The 23,713-nt window shown below is 48.3% G+C and carries 27 protein-coding genes; 22 read left to right on the plus strand and 5 right to left on the minus strand.

Translation table 11 applies throughout. The features are described 5' to 3' along the window. Window positions 1–92: 92 nt before the first annotated feature. Complete coding sequence (locus tag Q0785_RS08855) at window positions 93–515, minus strand: YgaP-like transmembrane domain (protein ID WP_298828727.1); 423 nt, start codon at window positions 513–515, stop codon at window positions 93–95. A gap of 211 nt (window positions 516–726) precedes the next feature. Here Q0785_RS08855 and Q0785_RS08860 point away from each other — a divergent pair, with 211 nt between their 5' ends. Next, window positions 727–1,191, plus strand: coding sequence for a low molecular weight protein-tyrosine-phosphatase (locus Q0785_RS08860; protein WP_298828730.1), 465 nt, complete (start codon window positions 727–729; stop codon window positions 1,189–1,191). Between the two features lie 45 nt (window positions 1,192–1,236). On the opposite strand, the gene Q0785_RS08865 is transcribed toward Q0785_RS08860, so the two are convergent. Continuing rightward, window positions 1,237–2,091, minus strand: a complete 855-nt coding sequence (locus tag Q0785_RS08865; RefSeq protein WP_298828733.1) for an NAD(P)H-hydrate dehydratase — start codon at window positions 2,089–2,091, stop codon at window positions 1,237–1,239. A gap of 122 nt (window positions 2,092–2,213) precedes the next feature. On the opposite strand from Q0785_RS08865, the gene Q0785_RS08870 reads away from it, so the two are divergent. From Q0785_RS08870 to Q0785_RS08910, 9 genes are all read left to right on the plus strand, one after another. Beyond that, window positions 2,214–2,618 carry a lipid II flippase MurJ gene (locus tag Q0785_RS08870; RefSeq protein ID WP_298829338.1) on the plus strand — a complete coding sequence of 135 codons (405 nt, stop codon included), beginning with the start codon at window positions 2,214–2,216 and terminating at the stop codon, window positions 2,616–2,618. A gap of 124 nt (window positions 2,619–2,742) precedes the next feature. After that, the gene (yfkAB, locus tag Q0785_RS08875; RefSeq protein WP_298828736.1) at window positions 2,743–3,867 is read left to right on the plus strand and encodes a radical SAM/CxCxxxxC motif protein YfkAB; all 1,125 of its coding nucleotides are present in this window, start codon (window positions 2,743–2,745) and stop codon (window positions 3,865–3,867) included. Window positions 3,868–3,967: 100 nt separating this feature from the next. Then, window positions 3,968–4,153 carry a hypothetical protein gene (locus Q0785_RS08880; RefSeq protein WP_298828739.1) on the plus strand — a complete coding sequence of 62 codons (186 nt, stop codon included), beginning with the start codon at window positions 3,968–3,970 and terminating at the stop codon, window positions 4,151–4,153. Window positions 4,154–4,169: 16 nt separating this feature from the next. Next, the gene (locus tag Q0785_RS08885; protein ID WP_298828742.1) at window positions 4,170–5,783 is read left to right on the plus strand and encodes an ABC transporter substrate-binding protein; all 1,614 of its coding nucleotides are present in this window, start codon (window positions 4,170–4,172) and stop codon (window positions 5,781–5,783) included. Window positions 5,784–5,900: 117 nt separating this feature from the next. After that, window positions 5,901–7,070, plus strand: a complete 1,170-nt coding sequence (locus Q0785_RS08890) for an amidohydrolase (protein ID WP_298828744.1) — start codon at window positions 5,901–5,903, stop codon at window positions 7,068–7,070. Window positions 7,071–7,103: 33 nt separating this feature from the next. Further along, window positions 7,104–7,658 carry a MarR family transcriptional regulator gene (locus Q0785_RS08895; RefSeq protein ID WP_298828747.1) on the plus strand — a complete coding sequence of 185 codons (555 nt, stop codon included), beginning with the start codon at window positions 7,104–7,106 and terminating at the stop codon, window positions 7,656–7,658. Window positions 7,659–7,832: 174 nt separating this feature from the next. Further along, a complete protein-coding gene (locus Q0785_RS08900; protein WP_298828750.1) occupies window positions 7,833–8,783 on the plus strand; it encodes an MBL fold metallo-hydrolase in 951 nt (316 codons plus the stop codon). A gap of 128 nt (window positions 8,784–8,911) precedes the next feature. Further along, complete coding sequence (locus Q0785_RS08905; protein WP_298828753.1) at window positions 8,912–9,052, plus strand: hypothetical protein; 141 nt, start codon at window positions 8,912–8,914, stop codon at window positions 9,050–9,052. A 296-nt stretch (window positions 9,053–9,348) separates the two neighbouring features. Then, window positions 9,349–10,068 (plus strand): 3-ketoacyl-ACP reductase, encoded by a 720-nt coding sequence (locus Q0785_RS08910; RefSeq protein WP_223638759.1) that lies wholly within the window; start codon window positions 9,349–9,351, stop codon window positions 10,066–10,068. Window positions 10,069–10,111: 43 nt separating this feature from the next. On the opposite strand, the gene ptsP is transcribed toward Q0785_RS08910, so the two are convergent. Further along, window positions 10,112–11,830 carry a phosphoenolpyruvate--protein phosphotransferase gene (gene ptsP, locus Q0785_RS08915; protein ID WP_298828759.1) on the minus strand — a complete coding sequence of 573 codons (1,719 nt, stop codon included), beginning with the start codon at window positions 11,828–11,830 and terminating at the stop codon, window positions 10,112–10,114. Further along, window positions 11,827–12,096, minus strand: a complete 270-nt coding sequence (locus tag Q0785_RS08920) for a phosphocarrier protein HPr (RefSeq protein ID WP_223638763.1) — start codon at window positions 12,094–12,096, stop codon at window positions 11,827–11,829. Before Q0785_RS08920 ends, ptsP begins: the two co-directional genes overlap by 4 nt. A gap of 191 nt (window positions 12,097–12,287) precedes the next feature. Here Q0785_RS08920 and Q0785_RS08925 point away from each other — a divergent pair, with 191 nt between their 5' ends. The 6 genes from Q0785_RS08925 (at window position 12,288) to Q0785_RS08950 (ending at window position 17,834) form a co-directional block, all read left to right on the plus strand. Further along, complete coding sequence (locus Q0785_RS08925; protein ID WP_298828764.1) at window positions 12,288–13,040, plus strand: DeoR/GlpR family DNA-binding transcription regulator; 753 nt, start codon at window positions 12,288–12,290, stop codon at window positions 13,038–13,040. Then, entirely contained in the window at window positions 13,037–13,969 is a 933-nt protein-coding gene (gene pfkB / locus Q0785_RS08930; protein ID WP_223638775.1) for a 1-phosphofructokinase, read from the plus strand. The genes Q0785_RS08925 and pfkB overlap by 4 nt, the downstream gene beginning before the upstream one ends. After that, complete coding sequence (locus tag Q0785_RS08935) at window positions 13,966–15,879, plus strand: PTS fructose transporter subunit IIABC (RefSeq protein WP_298828766.1); 1,914 nt, start codon at window positions 13,966–13,968, stop codon at window positions 15,877–15,879. Before pfkB ends, Q0785_RS08935 begins: the two co-directional genes overlap by 4 nt. A gap of 348 nt (window positions 15,880–16,227) precedes the next feature. Then, window positions 16,228–16,599 (plus strand): nuclear transport factor 2 family protein, encoded by a 372-nt coding sequence (locus tag Q0785_RS08940; protein WP_298828771.1) that lies wholly within the window; start codon window positions 16,228–16,230, stop codon window positions 16,597–16,599. 173 nt (window positions 16,600–16,772) lie between these two features. Further along, window positions 16,773–17,150 (plus strand): VOC family protein, encoded by a 378-nt coding sequence (locus Q0785_RS08945; protein WP_298828776.1) that lies wholly within the window; start codon window positions 16,773–16,775, stop codon window positions 17,148–17,150. 96 nt (window positions 17,151–17,246) lie between these two features. Next, a complete protein-coding gene (locus Q0785_RS08950) occupies window positions 17,247–17,834 on the plus strand; it encodes a histidine phosphatase family protein (RefSeq protein ID WP_298828778.1) in 588 nt (195 codons plus the stop codon). A 49-nt stretch (window positions 17,835–17,883) separates the two neighbouring features. Here the strand turns inward: Q0785_RS08950 and Q0785_RS08955 are convergent, their stop codons facing one another. Then, window positions 17,884–18,072, minus strand: a complete 189-nt coding sequence (locus Q0785_RS08955; RefSeq protein WP_298828781.1) for a hypothetical protein — start codon at window positions 18,070–18,072, stop codon at window positions 17,884–17,886. Between the two features lie 180 nt (window positions 18,073–18,252). Between Q0785_RS08955 and Q0785_RS08960 the strand changes: the two genes are divergently transcribed. The 6 genes from Q0785_RS08960 (at window position 18,253) to Q0785_RS08985 (ending at window position 23,696) form a co-directional block, all read left to right on the plus strand. Next, the gene (locus Q0785_RS08960) at window positions 18,253–18,705 is read left to right on the plus strand and encodes an SRPBCC family protein (RefSeq protein ID WP_223638788.1); all 453 of its coding nucleotides are present in this window, start codon (window positions 18,253–18,255) and stop codon (window positions 18,703–18,705) included. A gap of 15 nt (window positions 18,706–18,720) precedes the next feature. After that, window positions 18,721–19,170, plus strand: coding sequence for an SRPBCC family protein (locus tag Q0785_RS08965; protein ID WP_223638790.1), 450 nt, complete (start codon window positions 18,721–18,723; stop codon window positions 19,168–19,170). Beyond that, entirely contained in the window at window positions 19,167–19,676 is a 510-nt protein-coding gene (locus tag Q0785_RS08970; protein WP_298828786.1) for a DNA topology modulation protein FlaR, read from the plus strand. Before Q0785_RS08965 ends, Q0785_RS08970 begins: the two co-directional genes overlap by 4 nt. A 205-nt stretch (window positions 19,677–19,881) precedes the next feature. Next, entirely contained in the window at window positions 19,882–21,144 is a 1,263-nt protein-coding gene (locus Q0785_RS08975) for an MBL fold metallo-hydrolase (RefSeq protein ID WP_298828789.1), read from the plus strand. A gap of 128 nt (window positions 21,145–21,272) precedes the next feature. Then, window positions 21,273–23,276: an AarF/UbiB family protein gene (locus Q0785_RS08980; protein ID WP_298828792.1), complete on the plus strand. Its 2,004-nt coding sequence runs from the start codon at window positions 21,273–21,275 to the stop codon at window positions 23,274–23,276. Window positions 23,277–23,414: 138 nt separating this feature from the next. After that, window positions 23,415–23,696, plus strand: a complete 282-nt coding sequence (locus tag Q0785_RS08985) for a hypothetical protein (protein WP_298828795.1) — start codon at window positions 23,415–23,417, stop codon at window positions 23,694–23,696. The last annotated feature ends 17 nt before the right edge of the window (window positions 23,697–23,713 follow it).

Below are 23,713 nucleotides of genomic sequence, written 5' to 3' on the forward strand. Positions count from 1 at the left end.
AACCGGTAAGCGGCATTTTAAAATCTGAATAGCGGTATAAAAACGGCTTGCCCCATTTCTACTTGGGACAAGCCGTTTTTATGGTTTCTGGTTCAAATAGGATAATGTTCATCCTCAAGCAAATCTTTCAAAGCCTGTTTTTCAAGGTTGATTTCGCTCATTGTGCGGATGCCCATGCGGCGGATCAGCGACAGCGGTGGACACCAGCCCTGAAGTGCATGCTGAAGCATGAATGCACTGACAGCACCGCTGAAGTAAGCCCATTTTTTGTCGACAGTAAGGGCCATGATAGAAGAAGCCAGCGCAAGGGAAGCCATATTGACTTCCAAGACACGTTCGGTATCCCATTCTTGTTCCAGCTCAGATATGCGTTGTTTGATAGCCTCAGGATCTTTTCGCTTGAATGAGTTGATGCGGGCTTCGGTTTCCCGTTCGATTTTTTGGTTGATGTGATCGGGTGTCGCGTTAGTGACCTTCGACTGGGTTGATGGCAATGTGTCGATTTGCACAGTCATATCGGATTCCTCACTTTCGGTGTTTTTACTAGTATTCCGCAACGGGCTCCCTCTAAACCTTTTTGAAGGATAATTCTCTATCCGTTCCAAGCGTAATCGGCTGCACGGGATGCGGAAACAAGAGGTTCAATGCTATAATTGCAGGACCAAAATGAAAGGTTGCCGAGCTCGGAATCGGCCCTTCCAGTCTGGCAGGAAAGGTGGAATAGGCATGATACGCGTATTGTTTGTTTGTCTCGGAAATATTTGCCGATCCCCGATGGCGGAGGCTGTTTTGCGGGAGCAGCTGGACCGTCAGGGATTATCACATAAAGTAGAAGTGGATTCAGCCGGCACCGGAAACTGGCATGTCGGCAATAATCCGCATCCGGGAACATTGAAAATCCTGAAGGACAATGCGATCCCCGCTGATGGCATGATAGGGCGCCAGCTGAATAAAGGTGATTTTGATGAGTTCGATTATATCATCGGGATGGACGAAACCAATATAGCTGATATCCGCTCAATGCTCGGCCAGCCGGACCATCCGAAAATACTTCGTTTCCTGGATTTGACCGACCATCTGAAGGATGTACCAGACCCTTATTACACAGGGGATTTCGAAGAAACGTATGAACTGGTGAATGATGGCTGTGAAGCGCTGTTGGCGAAAATTAGGAAAGATCATGAAATCTGAAAAAAACCATCGAAAACGGCTGGAGATTCATTTCCAGCCGTTTTTTTATGATTCTTCGAATTTTGCCCAGACCTCAGGAAGCAAGTCCGTCAGTTCATGCGCCAACAGGGTGTGGGGAGAGCGGCTCCGAGTCCATTCGTCTGCGCAGGCTCCGTGCAGATGAACGGCGTTCAGCACTGCATGTTTCCAGTCGCTGTGGCTGCACAGCATGCCGAGCATCATGCCGGTCAGAGTGTCTCCGGTGCCTCCTTTAGCGAGGGCGCTGTTGCCGGTCGGGTTGGTCCACGTATCGCCATCCGGAAAAGCCGTGATGGTGTTTTTGCCTTTCAGGACAATCGTGGCACCTAATCTCCCAGCCCATTCAGCGGCGTGATAAGCTCGGTTTTCTTGCAGTTCGCGGACATCGACGCCAGTGATGCGTGAAAACTCAGCTGGGTGAGGGGTCAAAATGACAGGAGCCTCACGCACGGGATAAGAACGCCTGCTCAAAGCGCCGGCATCGGCAATCACAGGAATCGTACTTTCAAGAAGGACGCGCACGGCATCTTCTGTCAATGTGTCCGGGTTAGTACCGGGTCCGATTGCCGCTGCTCGGTAGACATCGATAGTTTCTTTTTTTTCTGCGATCCGCCGCAAGCCATCCCGCAGATAGGTGGCTTCGGGAAGACGTGGGACAATCATCGCCATCGCTTCCGCCTCTGTTGCGATGACCAGCTTGCCGACACCGCTCCGCATAGCGCCAAGTCCGGCGAGAAGTGCAGCGCCTGGCATTTCTTCTGTCCCGGCAATCAATAGAGCAGTGCCATAGCTTCCTTTGTGGCTGTTTGCGCCTCTTTGGGGAAGTGCCGCCTTTACGTGCTCCGCCGTCCAAAAAGGCGGTGTTCCAGTTGATGAGGCCATTGCGTAATTCCTCCTGTTCGCTGAAAAAATATATTTCATTTACTTATAGTTTCTAAGTTACTCATTAGTTTCGTGAATTGCAAAAAATTCATTGAAGAAACCGGAAATTCAGATAAATTCCAATTTACAGCCGCGTCGAAGAGAAAGAAAGAGAGCGGAAAAGTCTAGCCTATACAACTAATTTATTGAAACTCCTGCTGATTTTTGCCACAAGGGTGGGAATATTCGGCTTAATCTTCCCGAAACCCTGGGAACGGCTTTTTGCCAGCGGTTTTATCGGACGCATTCTGGAGCTGGCCATCTTCTTCACGCGCATCGGCATCTTTGGAATCTACTTTGCGATGACCATCTCTATTTTAAATACTTATCTGAACATGAAGAAGTATTATGTGACTCCGAACTTGATCACCTTGTCACTGAATATCGTCTTTATCGCTTTGACTTCGTCTTGCTGCCGTTTTATTTTAAAAATGAAGAATCAGTCCATCAAAACTATTCATTTTGGCTGGACTTTGTTTATAGTCTGAAACCTCTTTTTCCAGAAAATAAAATAGACTTTTTTAATTGAAGCAGTTTATCTTTATCGCATTGCGTAAATGCCGCTCCAGGCGCATACTTAATATCGGAATAAATACTTAGGAGATTGATGATATGACACTAGAATTACAGCCTGCAAAGCCGATGAGCCCATTGAATGACCCGTGGGAGGCTTACCTTGATATCGAGCAGCACGGCAAGCCAACCCTATCGAGCATTGAGTTCACCACGACTTATTTATGCAATATGCGCTGCGAACATTGCGCGGTAGGCTATATGCTGGAACAAAAGGATCCTGATGCCTTGCCGGTTGACTTGTTATTGTCCCGTCTGGATGAAATACCGCATTTGCGGACCATCAGCCTGACCGGTGGAGAGCCGATGTTTTCAAAAAAGTCTGTGGAGCGGTATGTACTGCCTTTACTGAAATACGCCCACGAACGCGGTGTACAGACGCAGATGAATTCGAATCTGACCATACCCCTTGAACGATATATGTTGATTGCGCCTTTTTTGGATGTGCTGCATATCTCGCATAATTGGGGGACAGTGGATGATTTCATTGATGGCGGCTTTGCCAAGATGGAGCGAAAACCAACGCGTGAACGGCGCACTGAGCAGTTCCAGCGGATGATCGATAATAGCCGGGCATTAGCAGAAGCGGGTGTTATGGTATCTGCAGAAACGATGCTCAACAAAAGGACTTTGCCGCATCTGGCAACTATCCATAAACAAATTGTTGAAGAAATGAAATGCGCTCGCCACGAGATTCATCCAATGTATCCAAGTGACTTCGCTTCCAATCTGGAGGTGCTGTCACTGGCAGAAACCAGAAACGCCATCCATGAATTATTGGACAGCCGGGATGACAACACCTGGATGCTTTTCGGCACCTTGCCCTTTTATCCATGCAGTGACGATTTTGAGGAACAGGCTTTATTTAAACGCATCCGCAGCAGCAAAAACGTCTCGGTCCGAAACGACCCGGATGGGCGCTCCCGCCTCAACGTCAATATTTTCACCGGTGAAGTGATCGTCACGGATTTCGGCGACACGCCACCGATGGGCAATATCAAGAATGATTCGCTGCCGGCGATGCTTAATAACTGGCTCAGCCGTCCTTTGGCGCAGTCCATATCCTGCCATTGTCCAGCAGTCAAATGCCTGGGCCCGAATTTGCTGGTGAAAAACGCCTATTATCCGGGAATCGACTTTACCCAAAGGACTTCCAATCTTTAAGGTTATAAATAGAAGAAGTTGCATTAAAAGAGCGGAAGGAGCAATTTATCCTTCCGCTCTTTTTTGCAGTATCTTCATTTTCCATAAGGTGAGAGGCACTGTGGCGAGGAATGGAAGCTCAACCCACGATAAAAAATCAGAAAAATCAGATAACTGGTTTACATCAAAAGATTTCTATTTTATACTGGTAGCCAAGGATCGTTTAGAAAATCCTAAACGTTCAATTTTGTTTTTTGGAAACGAAGAAGGGAAGTTGAAGGCGGCTATTGGAAAAAATCAATCTTGAAAAGGGAGTGAAGCAAATGAGAAGGGAGTACCGTATTCACCTATCGTTGATCGTACTTATGGTGACGGGCTTTTTATTGGGCGCATGTTCCAATGACAATGCAGAAACCGGTGGCAGTGAAGACGGAGCTGAGGAGGAGGGCGGCGTGTTCGTCTTTGCCAGAGGGGGAGATTCCGTATCACTCGACCCATCGGAAGTGACGGATAACGAATCGACGAATGTGGCACAGAGCATGCTCGAAAATCTGGTGGCTTTTGAAGAGGGCGGAACCGGCATTGAACCGATGCTAGCGGAAGAATGGGAAGAGTCAGAAGATGGACTGACGTACACGTTCCAGTTGCAGGAGGGTGTAAAATTCCACGATGGGACAGATTTTAACGCGGAAGCGGTCGTAGTCAATTTCGAACGCTGGATGAATGGTTCAGGAGATCAATTTCCGACCTATGGTTCAGTTTTTGGAGGATTCATTGATGATGAATCGCATATCATCGAATCGGTGGAAGCACTCGATGAAACGACAGTTGAATTCAAGTTGAATACACTCAAACCAACATTCCTGAAAGAATTGGCGCTGACCAACTTTGCGATTTCCAGCCCTGCAGCGATTGAGCTTCACGGGGAAGACTACAGCAACAACCCGGTCGGAACCGGACCTTTCGTCTTCGATGAATGGATACGGAATGACCGGGTGGTGATGAGCAAATACGAAGACTATCGATTAGAGGGGTATCCAAAGCTTGACCAGGTCATCATACGCGCCATCCCGGACAATTCCGCACGGATGAATGCGTTGATAAGCGGGGAAGTCGACATGATTGATGGAGTAGACCCGGAAAACGCGCAGCAAATCGAAGAGGATGAGAACCTCCGATTGTTGACACGTCCCGCTTTGAATATCGGCTATCTCGGATTTACAGTAACACGGGAACCTTTCGATGATCCTCTAGTCAGACAGGCATTGAGCCATGCGGTCGATAAGGAAGCGATGGTCGAAGGGCTGTTTGCCGGAATGGAGGAGCCAGCAAAAAATGCCATTCCACCGGTTATAGATGGACATCATGATGAAGTGGAGACCTATGACTACGACCCGGAAAAAGCAAGAGAGCTATTGGCCGAAGCAGGATATCCGGACGGGTTTGAAATGGAGCTGTGGGCGATGCCCGTCCCGCGTCCTTATATGCCTGACGCCAATAAAGTCGCGGAATACCTGCAGTCTAATTTTGCGGACATCGGTGTCACCGCTAATATCGTCAGTTTTGAATGGGCCACTTACCTCGAAAAAGCAAGAGCTGGGGAAGCCGACACCTTCATTCTTGGATGGACAGGTACAAATGGCGATGCGGATGATTTCCTTTTTTCCCTATGGCATGAAAATAACATCGGCAGCTTGAACTCCACCCATTACACAAATGAAGAATTCAATCAAGTGCTTGAAGAAGCGCGTTCCATCACAGATGAGGAGAAGCGCAACGAGCTGTATAGAGAAGCGCAGGAAATCATGCATGAAGACCCACCGATCATCCCATTGGTTCACCCGACACCAATTCTGGGGGCACAGGATTATGTCAAAGGGTTTGATCCGCATCCGACCGGCAGTTTGTACACTACGGAAATCACACTTGATAAATAACTTTTAAAGGCGGATGGCTATCCGCCTTTCTTTTGAGTTTTTAAAAAGACTGCTGCTCTATATCAATTGCGGGGTTATTAAGATTTATCAGAATGGATCAAAGAAAGGAGTTTCTCCATGTTACAGAAAATCTACCAGCAGCTTGAAACCATCTATCCTGAAATGGTGGAAATACGCAGGGACTTGCACATGCATCCGGAATTATCGTTTCAGGAAAAACGGACACCAGCTTTTATTGCAGAATACTTGAAGAAACTTGGAATGGAAGTGAAGATTGGGGTTGGTGGCAACGGTGTCGTCGGCTACCTTCAAGGCGGAAAACCCGGAAAGACTATTGCGCTGCGTGCAGATTTCGATGCATTGCCCATTGCAGATGAAAAAGAAGTGGCGTATCGCTCCCAGGTGCCGGGCGTGATGCATGCGTGTGGACATGATATCCATACAGCAGCATTATTGGGAACGGCTAAAGCACTCAGTTCCGTAAAAGATGAAATTCCGGGAAATGTGGTATTCCTCCATCAGCATGCAGAAGAATTGGCGCCGGGCGGAGCAAAGTCGATGGTGGAAGACGGCTGCCTGGACGGAGTGGATGAAGTGTACGGAGCCCATGTGGAAGTCAATTACCCGGTGGGTCAGGTGGCAGTCAATGACGGATACGTACAAGCGGCTTCTGACACGTTCGACATTACGATCCACGGACGCGGAGGACATGCCGCAGAGCCCCATTGGTGCATCGATCCGCTGGTGATCGGGAGCCACCTCGTTGTTGATTTGCAGGATATCGTCAGCCGCAGGATCGATCCACTTCAACCGGCTCTCGTGACTGTCGGTGCATTCAACAGTGGAGACGCCTATAATGTCATACCGGACAAAGCTTATCTCAAAGGGACCGTGCGCACTTACGATAAACAAGTGAGGATACAAGCTGAAAATGCGCTGAAAATGATTGCGCAAAAAACAGCTGAAAAAAACGGAGCGGTTATTGAAGTAACGTATACTAAAGGATATATTTCTTTGTATAATCATCCGAAGGAGACGGAATTCATTAAAAATCTGGCAATCGATCTGGTCGGAAGAGATAAAGTCATGGTAAAACCTCCAGATATGGGTGGGGAAGATTTTGCTTATTATGTAGATGCCCGGCCGGGTTCATTTTTTTGGGTGGGGGGAGGAAACCCTGAAATCGATGCCGTTTTTCCGCATCACCATCCAAAGTTCGATGTTGATGAAAAATCGATGCTGCTGACGGCGAAATTGTTTGCATCGGCGGTATTCAACAGCAAGTAATTTAGCTGAGATTCCAGAAAAGGTGTGATTCGTTTGGAAAAATTCGAGGAAGCAAGAAATCGCATCATAGAGCAAAATACAGACAGCCAAACCTTAATCGGGATGCAGCAGACTGTCAGGCGTCTGCTGTCCGTCATGTATTATTACGAAAAACCGATGACCTTGAACGACATGATGGAACTTTTGGATATGAGTAAAGCCAGTATGAGCATCGCCGTCCGGGAATTGGAAGAGATGGGACTGGTGAAGAAGGTGTCACAGAAAGCGCAACGGAGAGACCTCTATCAAGTGGAAGATGACAATTATGAAAGTTTCCTCAAATATTATGGCTACCATTGGCGGAAGATCATTGACCGCAAAACAGTATCCTTTCATGAGTCCATCCTTGAATTGACTGAGTTGCTGGATCAAGAGTCCTTAGATGATGAAACAACAAGCAAGGCTGAAAAAGACTTAGCCAAACTTCATGCAGGACTTGGTTACTTCGAATGGCTGAACCGGCTAATCGAAACATTCGAAACGGAGGAGATTTTTGATTTCATTCCCAAAAAGGATGGCTTCACCCAAACTGGCAAGGACGCAAAATAAAGCAAAACAGCCGCACAGGGTTCGCGCCAATCTTTCCTTTTCGAAATTCATGGCTTGGCGTTCCCTGAAAGCGGCTATGAAAAGAAGTTCCTTTTGTTAGGCGGGCAACTGAACTGGATGATAGAATATTCCTATAATGAACAAAGACTAAACAATGCAAAGGGGATGGATAAAATGAAAGACAAACAACCGATTCGCTTGAATGAACGCATGCACCTGATCGACGGATTTGACTTGGGGCTGCCGGACCGGACCGGCACTTACGTCATCGCTGAAGAAGAACTGACACTGGTGGACACCGGGCCAAGCCCATCGGTCAAACATGTTAAAAAAGGGTTGGCTGCTTTAGGCTTTACGCTGGAAGACGTCAAATACATAATCGTCACCCATGTCCATTTGGACCATTCGGGTGGAGCAGGTCTTTTGCTGCAGGATTGTCCGAACGCCAAAGTGGTGGTCCATCCGAAAGGCGCACGGCATCTGTCTGATCCGAGCCGCCTGATTGCGGGGGCACGGATGGTGTACGGCGAGCAGTTCGATGAGTTGTTTGATCCGATCGTTGCCATTCCGGAAGATCGTCTGCTCATTAAGTCAGAAGGCGATGGTCTCGAAATCGGCCCTTCGTGCACGCTTGAATTCTGGAACACTCCAGGACATGCCAACCATCATTTCAGCATCTATGATCCCGTAAGCAACGGGGTTTTCGCCGGTGATACAGTGGGGATCCGCTATGACCAATTGGTTCGGGAAGGAATTGAACTGTACCTGCCTTCGACATCGCCCAACCAATTCAATCCGGAAGCCATGCAAAACGCCATTGAACGGTTTTCTGCCGCAAAGCTGGATGCCATCTATTACGGCCATTTCAGCAAATCCGACCAGCCAGAACAAGCGCTGCGCCAATCCGAGGAATGGCTCCAGGTTTTTCTGGAAGAAGGAAAAGCGGCAATGGCTGCACAACTGGCGCCGGATCAATTGGCCGATCGTATGTTTGACCGGGTTCAGGCTTACTTAAGAACTCAAAACGTACCGGATGATCACGAAGTCTATCCCTATATCCGGCTGGATATGCAAGTCAGTTCCATGGGCATTCTCGATACCTTGTCAAAGCAGCAACAAGTTTAAACCTGTGCATTTATGCACAGGTTTTTTTGTGCCATCCTTCGCGTCAACCAAAGATAAGAAATCTGGATTAAAGAAATCCGGAGAGGGGTATTCTAAATGTAACCACAATCATAAGGAGGAGCCAGAACATGAATAAATATAATAAGAAGAGAACTGAAGAAGAGGAAAAAGAAGAATTTACGGGGACTCCTGAAGAGCAGCTTCCTGATTTTGAAGCGGAAGAGCAGACAGACCAGCAAGAAAAAGAAGAAAACGATACGGATGAATAAATTATTTACGATCTTTTCGGAATGGGGAGAATAGGAGAGGCGCCGAGTCTGTTCGTTCGACGCCTTCTTTAAAACCTTCCACTGAATACACATTTAAAATATTAATGAATAATGAATATTGAATAATGAATGACATGCGGTATTTTTGTTGAATATTCATTCAACATATTCAGATTCCTTTTTTTATTTTCGGGCTGTTTATCCCCTGGCCTATTAGGGGTAAAGAAAAAGCGTGCAAGTTTTTTCGTGAATGCAAAATGAATGGGACAGATTAGTGAGAGGTGGAGTTTTACATTATGCAAGTATTGACAGAAAAAACGGCTTTTATCACAGGAGCGGGAAAAGGCATCGGCCGCGCAACGGCGCTGGCTTTGGCGAATGAAGGGGTCAATGTTGGGCTGATTGCGCGTACAGAAGCGGATTTAGCAAAGCTGACTGCTGAAATCAAATCGCTTCGTGGACGTGCAGCATATGCAGTAGCGGATGTTTCCGACTTAGAGCAGGTGGAAGCGGCCGTGAAAAAATTGACGAAAGAACTTGGAACTGCAGATATATTGATCAATAATGCCGGAATCGGCAAATACGGCCCGTTTTTGGAATTGGAGCCGGAGGAATGGAAACGGGTCATTGACGTCAACTTGATGGGCATGTACTACGTCACGAGAACTGTCCTGCCGCAGATGATCGAAAAAAACAGGGGAGACATCATTAATATTTCCTCAAGTTCAGGTCTGCGCGGAACAGCTGGATCGAGTGCCTATAGTGCTTCGAAATTTGGTGTGCTGGGAATGACGGAAGCTTTGTCGCAAGAAGTCCGCAAGCAGAACATCCGCGTTTTTGCTTTGACGCCGAGCCGTGTGGTAACGGATTTGACGCACAAGGAAGGCGAAACAGCTCAGGAAAAAGAAAAGTTCATGCAGCCGGAGGACCTGGCGGAATATATGGTCGCGCAGTTGAAATTGCATCCGCGGATCTTTATTCCAACATCAAGCCAGTGGGCAACCAACCCTTTTTAAGCAAAAGAAAACGAGCCAGGGAAAAGATCCCTTGGCTCGTTTTTTATTTTGCGGAAAGTTTCTTAACATAATCTTCAACTTCCTGGGAAGTACTGAGCGCCAGGATCTGGTCTGTATGCTGGGCCATTTCCGCTTTGGAAAGTTTGCTGATCTGTGAACGGGCTTTCAGAATCGATGAAGCGCTCATCGAGAATTCATCCAGACCCAGTCCGAGAAGGATCGGGATCGCAATTTCGTCCCCGGCCATTTCCCCGCACATGCCGGTCCATTTTCCTTCGCGGTGAGAAGCGTCAATAACCATTTTCACCAGACGCAAAATCGCCGGGTTGAATGGCTGATACAAATACGACACACTTTCATTCATGCGGTCAGCGGCCATCGTGTACTGGATCAGGTCATTGGTGCCGATCGAGAAGAAATCCACTTCTTTGGCGAAAGTATCCGCCATGACAGCGGTCGATGGAATCTCGACCATGATGCCGACTTCAATCGATTCGCTGATTTCCACGCCTTCAGACTGCAGTTTCGCTTTCTCTTCCAGCAGCAATGCTTTCGCAGCGCGGAATTCATCGACTGTCGCAATCATCGGGAACATGATTTTCAAGTTCCCGTGGACGCTGGCCCGAAGCAGGGCACGCAGCTGCGTCCGGAACATATCCGGCATTTCCAGGCACAGGCGGATTGCGCGCAGGCCAAGGAATGGGTTCAGTTCTTTCGGCAAGTCCAGGTAGGACAGCTCTTTGTCGCCGCCGATGTCCAAAGTGCGGACTACGGTTGGTTTGCCTTGCATGCCTTTTAAGACAGCGGCGTAGGCTTCAACCTGCTCGTCTTCTGTCGGGAACTGGTCGCGTCCCATATAAAGGAACTCCGTGCGGTACAAGCCGATCGCTTCGCCGCCGTTATCGACGACGCCGGCAATGTCTTTCGGCGTTCCGATATTGGCACCGAGTTCAACGGCTTGGCCATCCGCAGTTACGGTGGCTTCGTTCTTCAATACGGCCCATTCCGCTTTTTGCTGGTCATAGGCCGTTTGCTTGTTTTTGTATTCTTCGATGACGCTGTCTTCCGGGTCGATCAGAATCGTCCCATCCAAGCCATCGACGATGACTGTCATGCCGTTCTTTATGTCGGCCATCGCCTTTTTCGCGCCGACCACGGCGGGGATTTCCAGCGTCCGCGCCAGGATCGCCGAATGGGAAGTGCGTCCGCCGATATCGGTGATGAAGCCTTTGACGAACTCGGCGTTCAATTGAACGGTATCGGATGGGGTCAAATCTTCCGCGATGATGATGACTTCGTCTGAAATCATGCTCGGGCTTTGGATCGTGACGCCTAACAAGTGGGCAAGAACCCGTTTTCTGACGTCACGGATATCCGCGGCGCGTTCTTTCATATAGTCATTGTCCATTGCTTCGAACATGGAAATGAACATATCCGTCGTTTCCTGCAAGGCGAACTCCGCATTGACTTTGTCCGCGGTGATGCGCTCGGTAATCGGTCCGACCAGTTCAGGGTCGCTCAGGACCAGCAGGTGAGCGCCGAAAATCGCCGCTTCCTTTTCGCTGATCTGTTCTGCGGTTTTCTTTTGGATGGCTTCCAGTTCGGTGATCGATTGCTCCAAGGCGGAAGTTAATCGCTCCAATTCACTGTCGGTATCCGAAATCGTCCGTTTGTCAACATTCAATTCCGGATTTTCCAAGCGGAAAGCTTTAGCGATGGCGATGCCATTTGATGCTGCTATTCCGGACATTGTTTGTGTCATTGGTTTGAGATCCCTTCTGCTTTCATGACGTCGGCCGCTTTTTCGATGGCTTCGTTTTCGTCTTCGCCATCAGCTGCGATCGTGACGACTGAACCGCTTGGAACACCCAGGGACATAACGCCCAAGATGGATTTCAAGTTCACTTTTTTGCCTTTGTGTTCGATTGTGATATCCGATTTGAATTTTGACACCGCTCCAACTAATGCGGATGCCGGACGTGCGTGCATACCTGCTTCATCTGTAATTGTAAATTGTTTTTCGACCATGATTGATTTCCTCCTTTTGTAGGTGCAGCCATTTATGTATCCACTGACCGATTGTGACGGGTTTTGAGTGAATGTAAATTTTAAAATGGCGTTTTTTGATTGCTTATGAACGATTATGATTGATTGTGGAAGCGATTTCAAGTATTATCTATTTAACAGAACTTTTACTCTATTAAAAAGAAGGTGAGAACTTGCTGACCAACGAACGTCATGCCTATATTCTACGATTGTTGGATGAAAAGCAGACAGTCAAAATACAGGAGCTGGTGGAAACCACCGGCGCATCAGAATCGACCATCCGAAGGGATTTGACCGATCTTGAACATTCCCGGAAATTGGAACGCGTTTTCGGCGGTGCCATTTTGCCGGGACAAAATCTGATGGAACCTAGCATATCGGACAAATCCACACAGTTTCTGGAAGAAAAAATCAGGATTGCAGAATTCGCTTCTTCACTGATCCAACAGGGAGATAGTATTTTCCTGGATGCGGGCACCACGACCTTCCAATTGATTCCGTTTTTGAAAGACAAAGATCTGGTGGTCGTCACCAACGGATTGACGCTTGTTGAAGCCCTTAATGAACAAGGCATCACGACCTATTTGACCGGGGGCTTGATGAAGCCCCGGACCGGAGCTTTTGTCGGCTCCCATACCATCTCTGCTTTGCGGAACTACCGCTTCGACATCTGTTTTCTCGGCATCAACGGCTTCCATCCGGAATACGGCTACACCACACCGGACCCAGAGGAAGCAGCTGTCAAACAGATGGCCAGCTCCTTATCGCGAAAGACGTTTGCGCTCGCTGATCATTCCAAAGCCAATAAAATCAGTTTTGCCAAAATCATGGATTTGGATCGCGCCACTTTAATTGTAGATGAAATTTCCAAAGAAGCCAATGCTGGGCTCCAAAAAAAGACAATAGTAAAGGTTGTGGCACCATGATATACACCTGCACAATCACGCCTTCCATCGATTACACAGTTTATGTACCCGAATTTGAAAGCGGGAAACTGAACCGCTCCGACGAAGTCTATTACTATCCCGGCGGAAAAGGCATCAATGTCTCCCGGGTTTTGAAGCGGCTTGGTGTCTCTAATCGGGCACTCGGTTATGCCGGAGGCTTTACGGGACATTATATAGAGGAGTTTTTGAAAAACGAAGGCGTTGACACCGATTTTATCAAAACGGGGGAAATCACCCGGATTAACGTCAAAATCAAATCGGCTCAAGAAACCGAGCTGAATGGTCCAGGGCCTAATCTGAATGCCGCCCAACTGGATGCCCTGACGGAAAAAGTACAAAATATTGCTGAAGGCGATTGGTTCGTGCTGGCAGGGAGCCTGCCGGGCTCTATCGCCGCCGATTATTTTCTGGAACTCGCGGAAATCTGCCAAGCCAATAAGGTCCGTTTTGTATTGGATACTTCAGGGCCTGCGCTGGAAAGCCTGATTACCGCCCCGGTGTTTCTGGCAAAACCCAATCAACAAGAGCTGGGTGAACTGTTCGGTGTGGAAATTACCACAGTGCCGGAAGCATTCCGCTACGCAAAAAAACTGGTGGAGCGCGGCACGGAACATGTTGTCGTTTCCATGGGCGGGAGCGGTGCGCTGCTTGTCACAAAAGACCAGGCTTTAATCGCCAAAGCACCTCAAGGAACCGTGGTCAACACCGTTGGTTCCGGCGATTCACTGGTGTCGGGGTTCATTGCGTCCTACGCCACCGATCAGAACGCGGAGCTCGCTTTCCGCTACGGAGTAGCCAGTGGGAGTGCGACCGCTTTCCGGTCGGATTTATGCCGCAGGGAAGACGTAGAAAGGCTGCTTGACCAAGTAAAGATTTATCCATTCGAAGAAAAGGGTGTGACCACATGAAAATCACTCAGCTGTTGACAGAAGAAACCATCATCTTAAACCTTACTGCTGCGACAAAACAAGAAGTACTGGAAGAACTTGCCGGCCAATTGGAGCGCGCAGGCAAATTGGCCGATAGACGTGCGTTCACTGCAGCCATACTCGAACGCGAAAGCCAAAGCACCACCGGCATCGGAGACGGCATCGCCATCCCGCACGCCAAGTCGGCGGCGGTGAAATCTCCAGCCATCGCTTTCGGTCGTGCGCCTGATGGACTTGATTTTGAATCGCTCGACGGCCAGCCGGCCAATCTGTTCTTTATGATCGCCGCTACTGAAGGCGCCAATGACGATCATTTGGAGGCGCTGTCACGCCTCGCAACTTACCTGATGGACAATCAGTTCCGCACGAATATTCTCGCTGCGCAATCCAAACAGGAAGTCTTGCAGGTGGTGACCGATAAAGAAGCTTCCCTGGAAGAACCGGAAGAGGCAGCTGAAAACATCCCCGTCGACAGCACGCAAAAGAAAATCCTGGCCGTCACGGCGTGTCCGACTGGGATCGCGCACACGTATATGGCCGCTGAAAAATTGAACGAACGCGCAAAAGAGCTGGGCATCGCCTTGAAAGTGGAGACCAACGGCTCGAGCGGCGTGAAAAACCGCTTGACCGATGAAGACATTGCGGGAGCGGATGCCATCATCGTTGCAGCCGACACGAAAGTGGATATGGGCCGTTTCGACGGCAAACCGGTCATCCAGACCGCAGTCGGCAAAGCCATCTATGAAACGGACAATCTGTTGAACCGTGCCGTAAACGGAGATGCCCCGACCTATAAGCATGACAAGTCGAAAGATGAAGCGGACGCCGGGGAAACCAAAGGCGGGTTTTATAAGCATTTGATGAACGGGGTCTCGAATATGCTGCCGTTTGTTGTCGGCGGCGGGATTTTGATCGCTATCTCGTTCTTCTGGGGCATCAACGCCTCCAACCCTGACAGTCCTGAATACAATGAATTTGCGGCCATGCTGAGCACCATCGGCGGCGGCAACGCCTTCTTCTTGATGGTTCCGGTACTGGCCGGCTTTATCGCCATGAGCATTGCCGACCGTCCCGGGTTTGCGCCGGGTATGATCGGCGGATTGATTGCCATTACTGTCACCGGTGTAGAAGAAGCAAGCGGCGGTTCGGGATTCCTCGGCGGATTGATCGCCGGATTCCTGGCCGGTTATGTGACGCTTTTGGTCAAAAGAGCGTTTGCGGATTTGCCCGATGCACTGGAAGGCTTGAAACCGGTACTGTTCTATCCGGTCTTTGCGATTGCCATCACCGGCATCATCATGATGCTCGTCAATCCACAGCTGACGAAAGTCTATACGACCATTTCCGCTTTCCTTGAAAGTTTAGGCGGCACGAATCTGGTGCTGGTCGGTTTGCTGCTCGGCGGCATGATGGCTATCGATATGGGCGGCCCGATCAACAAAGCGGCCTATACATTCGGCATTGCGATGCTGGATGCGCAGAATTTCAATTTCATGGCGACCGTCATGGCGGCCGGAATGGTTCCGCCGCTGGGCATGGCGATTGCTACGACACTTTTCAAAAACAAATTCACCAGACCGGAACGTGAAGCCGGCAAGACCGCTTATGTGCTGGGTGCCTGCTTTATCACCGAAGGCGTCATCCCGTTCGCTGCAGCCGACCCTGCCCGCGTCATTCCGGCTTCAGTAGCTGGAGCGGCGGTCACCGGTGCCATGGTCATGCTGTTTGACATCGGATTGCGCGCTCCTCACGGCGGCGTGTTCGTCATCGGCCTCGTCGATGGAGGGGTTGCCAGCATTCTGATGTACGTGGTGGCCATTCTGGCAGGAGCGGTCGTTACCGCACTTGTCGCTGGCTCATTGAAAAAACGGGTTCCCGTTGCCGCATAATCAACAACCGCTTCAGGGCGTAACCTGGAGCGGTTTTTTTGAGTCATTTAATGCAAAATAAATCTTAGCGGCAGCGGTTTTCGCGTATGTTTTCAAACGGAATGGGGTATTGAATACTACGATGCAATTGAAGAGTCCGGAACCGGTGCACTGGGGAAATTGATCGGGAAGAGGTGAAAAGTCTCACAGCAAGTATGCAAGTTGGCCGGCAGTTGCTATTATCTAATGGTTATCCAAGAAAAGGGGAATTACCAGCGGATCTTCCGTTGTTTCAAGCGGGAGTTCTGCAGACCGTTAAACGGAAGAAATACAAAGAAAGGAAAAAAGGACCGGAAGGAGCGGCTGGCGATGAAAACGGCAAGAAACACGGATTTTTTCCGGCAATTCAATGGGGCTTTCTTTCAGGGAGACCGCCAATTCATAGAAGAGAGCATTGCGGAAGACATCGTTTGGACCATAGTGGGGTCAGAACCGATCAAAGGCAAGCAGGCATTTCTCGATGTGGCATTCGGCGTGGATGATGGCTATACGGACATGGAATACACCACCGAGCTGTCCTTGACCAATGGCAGAGAAGCGGCGCTCAAAGGAAAGATGATCCGAAAAGGCACAGGGGATGTCCCGAAAATTTATGCCTATTGCGATTTTTATGTATTGGACGATGAAGATGAAGGCAAGATCAAAGAAATGACCACCTTTGTCGTCGAATTAAAGGAATAACCGATGTGTGGCAGCCCCTGATAGCCATAGGGGCTTTTTTTGATGGCAAAATGGGGTTTAGGTTTATAAATGTAATTATCTACATAAGGCTAATACAAAATCAGTTCAAAACAAGCTTTTACGTTAAAAAGAGGGTATACATTAGGAAAACTACTTATGAAGGACGTGTCTGGATGAAAATCACGCATTTGGATCATTTGGTCTTGACGGTGTCATCCATCGAAGAAAGCTGCAGATTTTATGAACAGGTACTGGGTATGGAAGTGATTCGTTTTGGGGAAGGGCGGACTGCGCTGAAATTTGGCAATCAAAAAATCAACCTTCATGAAACAGGCAAAGAGTTCGAACCGAAAGCGGCAACGCCGACAGCAGGAAGCGGGGATCTTTGTTTTATTACAGAAAGCTCAGTCAAGGAAATCACAGCCCATTTGGCTAAACTTGGTGTCGAGATTGAAGAAGGGCCTGTCAAAAGGACCGGGGCTCTTGGGAAAATGGATTCGGTCTATCTCCGAGATCCCGACGGCAATTTGCTAGAGGTGTTGAGCTACTGACCGAGTAGCTGCTAAAGTAGAGGTTTTATAGATGAGCCTCAGGTGACTTTATGGTAAAATGAAGAAATACACGATTGACTAAAGGGGTGAATAAATATGACCATCGTATGCTTGGTACGTCACGGAGAGACCGATTGGAATGCACGAGGAAAAATTCAAGGAAAAACCGACATTCCGTTGAACGAGGCAGGTGTCCAGCAGGCAGCTCAATGCGGGGCGTATTTATCCGACTCCAACTGGGATCTGATCGTCACGAGCCCATTGCAGCGCGCCCGTCGTACTGCTGAAATCATCAATGAAACATTGGATTTGCCGCTGATTGAAATGGAAGAGTTTGCGGAGAAGCATTTCGGTGATGCAGAGGGCTTAACCTATGAGGAGCGGGCACTTACTTTTCCGGACAGGCATTATCCGAATCAGGAAGACAATGAGCTATTCGCTGAACGCCTGGCACAGGGGTTGAAGATCATCAACGACCGTTACAAAGAACAGCGCGTGCTGCTGGTTTCCCATGGCGGTGTCATCAACGCCATACTTGGAGAGCTGTCGGACGGTGAAATCGGTTCCGGGAAAACCCGCTTACTGAATGCCTGCCTCAGCCACATCCATTTTCATGAAGACAACTGGATCATCCGAAACTACAATCAGATCAGCCATCTCGAAAAAACAGTCAGCAAACGATAGGCAATCGAAAAATAAAAAGCAGCAAGACGCAAAACGTCTTTGCTGCTTTTTATTTTTTCCCGGCCGCTGCTTTGTCTTTGTCCATGCGGTAAACATAAACAGCCAATGCCCCCATGAATAGAGATGAATTGAACCAGAAAACGAGATCGCCCAGCGCTCCACTGAACAGCAGGGCATTTGCAGCAATTATCAATTGCATCGCAATTATGAATAAAATCAATATGGTCGCGGTCTTCACCGAATCACTCCGTTCCTTTTCCCATTATAAAGGTGCTGGCGATTATTTCAAGTGAGCGGAAATCCGGAGAACTCGAACAGGTATGCCATAGTCCCCTGAAACGGAAGCAACCGGACGTGAATCTTTGGGGCAGGAATGGGATAATGACTGAGAGCAAGTTAGACCGAAGGAGGAACACCCATGGTGAAATGGAAAGAAGAAATGATGATTGATGCCGATATCGAAAAAGTCTGGAGTTTGTTCCGGGACGACAACATCAAAAAGCTGATGCCGAAAGTCGAGGAGCATATCCTGCTGGAAAACGATAATGACCAGCTTGGCGCCAAACACGCACAAAGCTATCACGAAGGCACTCAGCTGCAGACCTACATCATCGAGACCGTAGGCTATGCGGACAGTCCGGATAAAAAACTCAAACAGACACAGTTTGAGATGGGGCAAAGCTTCACAGTGTTTTATTCGTTTACGCTGGTGAGGGAAGGGGAAAATCGCACAAAGTTCATCTATGAAGGCACCAATAAAGGCAAAGGCTTGATGGGCAAAGCGATGCTGCTGTCGGGCAGCAAGAAAAAACGCCAGCAGACCGTCACCACGTTCATGGAGCGGGTAAGGGATGAAGCACTGAAGCTATAGAGGGGAGCGGGGGAGATGATCCAGTGGAATGAACAACGGGTGATCAATGCGCCAATCGATAAGGTGTGGAGCTTGTTTTCAGACGAGCAACTGCAGACGATTATGCCGCAGCTGGAAAAACATCAATTGCTCGAAGGGCCGCCGAACCGGGTGGGATCCAAGTATGCACAGCAGAACCGGATGGGCAATCGGTTGGTCAGCTATGTCATGGAAATTACCGCTTATGAAGATTTGCCGGCGTACAAACGCAAAGATATCAGTTTTGTAGCAGCTGGGCTGTTCCGCATCTCGCTGTGTTTTTCCTTGACCCAAAAAAGCAGTGATCAGACTTTGTTTGTCTACAGCGGCTCCAATGCAGGTGTCAACCTGGTTGGAAGAACCTTATTGAAGCTGGATCCGAGTAACAGCAGCCGGCAGGAAGTGGAAGATTTGATGGCGCGGGTGGCCGAGGCGGCGGAGTCATGAAACTTTACATCATCGGCTCAGTGGGGAGCGGCAAATCCACCCTGGCGCGTCAGTTGTCACATGCTTTACGCGTTCAGCATTTTGAAACGGATAATTTCGTCTGGCAGCGGCAGGAGGGCGGAGACGTCCGCAATGCCGAACCTGTCAGAGATGCGCAGTTGCTTTCAGCTATTGCACAAAAGGATTGGATCATAGAAGGCGTCCACATCGGTTGGACGGATAAAGCGATCCAAACTGCAGATATCGTGATTTTCTTGGACATTCCTTATCACCAAAGGACTTACCGGTGTGTAGTCCGTTACTTGAAACAGCGGGTGGGGGCGGAGCGGTCCAATTACAAGCCCAGTTTATCGATGCTGCTGAAAATGTTCACATGGAACCGTTATTTTGAAGAAACGATGAAGCCGGTATTTCTTGAAAAACTTGAACTGATGCCTGATAAAACATGGGTTTTTAAAAACCGGAGACAAATCAATGAATTTCTGGTTGAACAGGTCCGAGAGTAGGGAAAATGCTCTTTTTTATTAGATATGTAACAAACTACATAAGGACATATCATTAAAAACAAAAACCGTCCACAAGAAAAGAAAAATCAGTATGAAAAGAAACGCGAAGCTTTATCCCTTTACCAGTTTAAAGCTTCGCGTGACAGAAGACAGCCATATTTGTATCATGAAAGAAACGGATAGGGAGCCAGAGGGGGATAAGAACATGATTAAGGTTTATGAAAAAGAACAGGTGCTGTGCATTGAAGGGATACTTGAAGAAACCCGCAGCAAAGTTTTCATCTATCTGGTTGACGGCATGCTGATCGATACCGGTGCCGAAAAGCTGCAGGAGGAATTGATCGGTTTTTTCAATGAGCACACGTTCGACCGGGTCGTGCTGACACATCATCACGAGGATCATACCGGCAATGCGGCTTGGCTACAACAAAATCAGGAGATTCCATTCTTTATTCATCCATTGGGATTGGAAATTACAAAAGAAAACGGGGAGTACCCGGAGTACCGGAAAATCACTTGGGGCAATCGAAGCGCATTTGACGCACAACCCCTTGGAGCGCGCGTCCGCTCCCGCACACTCGACTGGCAAGTGATCCATACACCAGGGCACGCAGACGACCATGTCGCTTTGTTTCATGAGGAATCGGGCCGACTTTTCACGGGCGACTTATTTGTCTCACCGAAAACGCGTGTCATGATGAAAACTGAATCGGTCGCGCTCCTTGCAGCGTCATTACGCAAACTATTGGCGCTGCCGTTCGAGTCGGTATTTTGCAGCCATGCAGGCTTTCTGGAGAATGGACGCGCTTTGCTTGAGCAGAAGCTGCATCATTTGGAAGCCCTACAGCAAACCATCATCAATCTTTATGAACAAGGACTGGCTCCAAGCGACATCAATCAACAGCTTTTTCAAAAAACGTATCCCATCATCGCGTTTTCGAAAAGGGAATGGGACACCATCCATATTGTCTCTTCTGTAGTCTCTGATTATGAGAAGAAAAAGAACCGCCACCTTAGTCCACGGGCGACCACCTTAGGAATCCTCAGAAAAGGAGATGCGATTCTCCTGGAACAGCAATTCACACCCCATTCGGCAGGAGACGGTCCATTTTACCGGCCACTGGGTGGCACCATCGAGCTCGGGGAACCGTCCGCTGTAAGTTTAAAAAGGGAGTTTGAAGAAGAAATCGGTGCTAGCATCCACATTGTGCGCTACCTGGATGTGGTGGAGAACATCTTTACGCTTAAAAATCAGGTTTTTCATGAAATCACCCTCGTCTACGAAGTTGAATTTGAAGAAGACGACCTCTATCAGCAAGAAGAATTTGCCGTGACCGAAGGTGGCAAAACGACCAAAGCGAAATGGGTCACTCTGGATGAGCTGGCACTCGATGTAACGACTTTATATCCCACTGGTTTGCTGGAGCTCATCCAAAGAATACCGGCGCCACTGGGTTCAAAACTGTGACCGGCAAAATTTCTTTGTAGTCGATTTTCTGAGCGATTCAGGTCTATCCGCCCAAAGATTTGATATACTGAAGAAATAAAGTCCACCTATTGCTGTCAAGGATTGGTGATGAAAGGAGAATGCCCTTCATGATCTATTTCATTATGTTAATGGGACTACTGGTGGTGGCCTTTTTTATCTACTATGTGAGTGGCCGTTTAATGGGTTCACAGATCAACTTCACCAAACGGATCCTGTCTGTCCTGCTGGGGGTCAGCTTGACGACATTTGTCTATTGGTATTCCTATTTACGCTATACGGATGTTTTAAGTGAAAACATCACTTTTGCGGTCACTGATGCCAGTGCCATCATTTGGATTGGCAGCATGCTGCTGATCTCGATGCTGTTCTATCTGTTTTTCGAGCTGTTCGATCCCATTGAACTGGGGGAACGGGGAGAGCGCATCACCGGACAGAAATTCATCATCCAAAGGCTGAGACATCGGTGGCGCCGCCAGAAACGCCTGAGCCAGGTGTTGGAGATCGCCGTCCGTAACGGATTTTCCCGAACCATCCGCTATGCGCGCCATCGGGAAAGCAACCGGGATTTCGCCATCGCGTTCCGTGATACGCTGGAGCAAAGCGGCGGGATCTTCATCAAGTTCGGACAGGTGCTGTCTACGCGCACCGAGCTGTTTTCACCGGTTTTCATAGAGGAACTGGAAACGCTGCAACAGGATGTTAAACCCTTGACCAGTGATCAGGTCAAAACGATTTTAAAGAATTCTTTGTCCGCGAGTGTTGAAGACGTCTTTTCGGAATTCCAGATGGACCCACTTGCTGCAGGCTCCATCGGGCAAGTGCACCGGGCTGTCTTAAGGAAGACGCAAGAAGATGTTGTAGTAAAATTACTGCGGCCGGAAGTCAAAGGCATCATGCGCAATGATTTGGACATTCTGGTCGAATTTGCCGATTGGGTCGCCAGCAAATCCAAATGGGCGGAGAACATCGGCTTCCGTGAACTGGCCATCGGTTTTGCGAACGGCTTGCGTGAAGAAATCAACTTCGGCATTGAAACCCGCAACACCATCCAAGTTGCCAATGCACTCAAAAAAAGCGATTATCCAGTCAAGATTCCACATGTCTACCGGGAATACAGCAATGATAATTTAATCGTCATGCAATATTTCAAAGGGAAAAGCATTTCCCGCGGCCAGCAAGTCTTTGACCAATTCAATATTGACCAGAAGGAATTCGGCCGCACCATTTTGTTTTCATTTTTCGAACAAATGCTGTTTTCCGGTATATTTCATGCCGATCCGCATCCCGGCAATATCTTCATCGATGAACAGGACGGCAAACCGATTCTCTTGGACTTTGGCGCCGTCGGACGGCTGGCCGCTCCTCAACAAGACGGTTTGAACCTCTTTATCATCGGCGTCCAGCAAAATGACGCAGAAGTCATTTTTGATGCCATCAATGCATTAGTGGAAGACAATAGCCAAATTGAACGCCAAAAGCTCGAACAGGCGATCGGGCAATTGCTGCTGAAAATTTCCTATGTGGACAAGATTCCGACTGATGAGCTTATCCATTCCATGTTCGATATCGTCCGCGAATTCGGGTTGGCGTTCTATCCATCCGTGGGCATGGCGCTGCGGTCCTTGATCAGTCTCGACAGTACGCTCCATACCATCGATCCGAAGTTCGATATGTTCACAGAAGCCAAAGTCTTTGCGAAAAAATACAAGACTGCTGTACTGAAGAAGCCGTTTACTGAACCGCGTGAGACCAAGCAAAAAATCGAAGAGGAATTGGCGTTGCTGATACCGGAAATGATGAAGTTGCCGAAACGCGCCGATCAATTGATCCAGCGAATCGAAGGCGGAAAAATCATCCTTCATCATGATGTTTTCTCAGACAAGCACAATGCCAATTTTGTCCTTCAACTTTTTTCACGCTTTGTGCTGTTGTTGTCGGGTATCACCTTCGGAATGATATCCGCCGCTCTATTAGCCATTGCACAGTTCATCAATACCCAATACGCGGTCTACCTGAACACAGCCGCCTATACTGGATTGTTCCTGTGTGTCATCCTGTTGGTTCGTCTGTCCATTCAGGCGATACGCGATATGAAGCGAAGCACCAGTTAAGATTTTCTCTTTTCAAGAATAATTTTCTTTATCTGGTAGTCACCGTTTTGATTGGCCGAAAAGTCTCTGCTACTTGCTAGATGTAGATACGAAGTATATACTAGATATAAAACGAGCATGATGAGGAGCTGAAACAATATGCCACAAGTCAAGCAGAGTATGAGCCGCAAAGAGGTAAAGCTTCAGAGCTGGGGTAACAGTAAAGCGGTACGCCTTACTAAAGATATCTTGGAGGAAGCCGGATTTGATGAAGTAGATGATGCTTTACTGGATGTGGAGATTGAACCTAATCGAATTTCGCTGGTTCGAAAAAACAAATTGACTCCTTTCCAAAAATTATTCGCTGGTTACGATGGTACGAAACCCGAGCCTGAAGCTTTTTGGGATGAAGCAGAGCCAGTTGGAAAAGAAGAATGGTAGATTATTTACTACTTTAA

The sequence above is a fragment of the uncultured Planococcus sp. genome, from assembly GCF_947501725.1.
GTDB classification, from domain to species: domain Bacteria; phylum Bacillota; class Bacilli; order Bacillales_A; family Planococcaceae; genus Planococcus; species Planococcus donghaensis_C.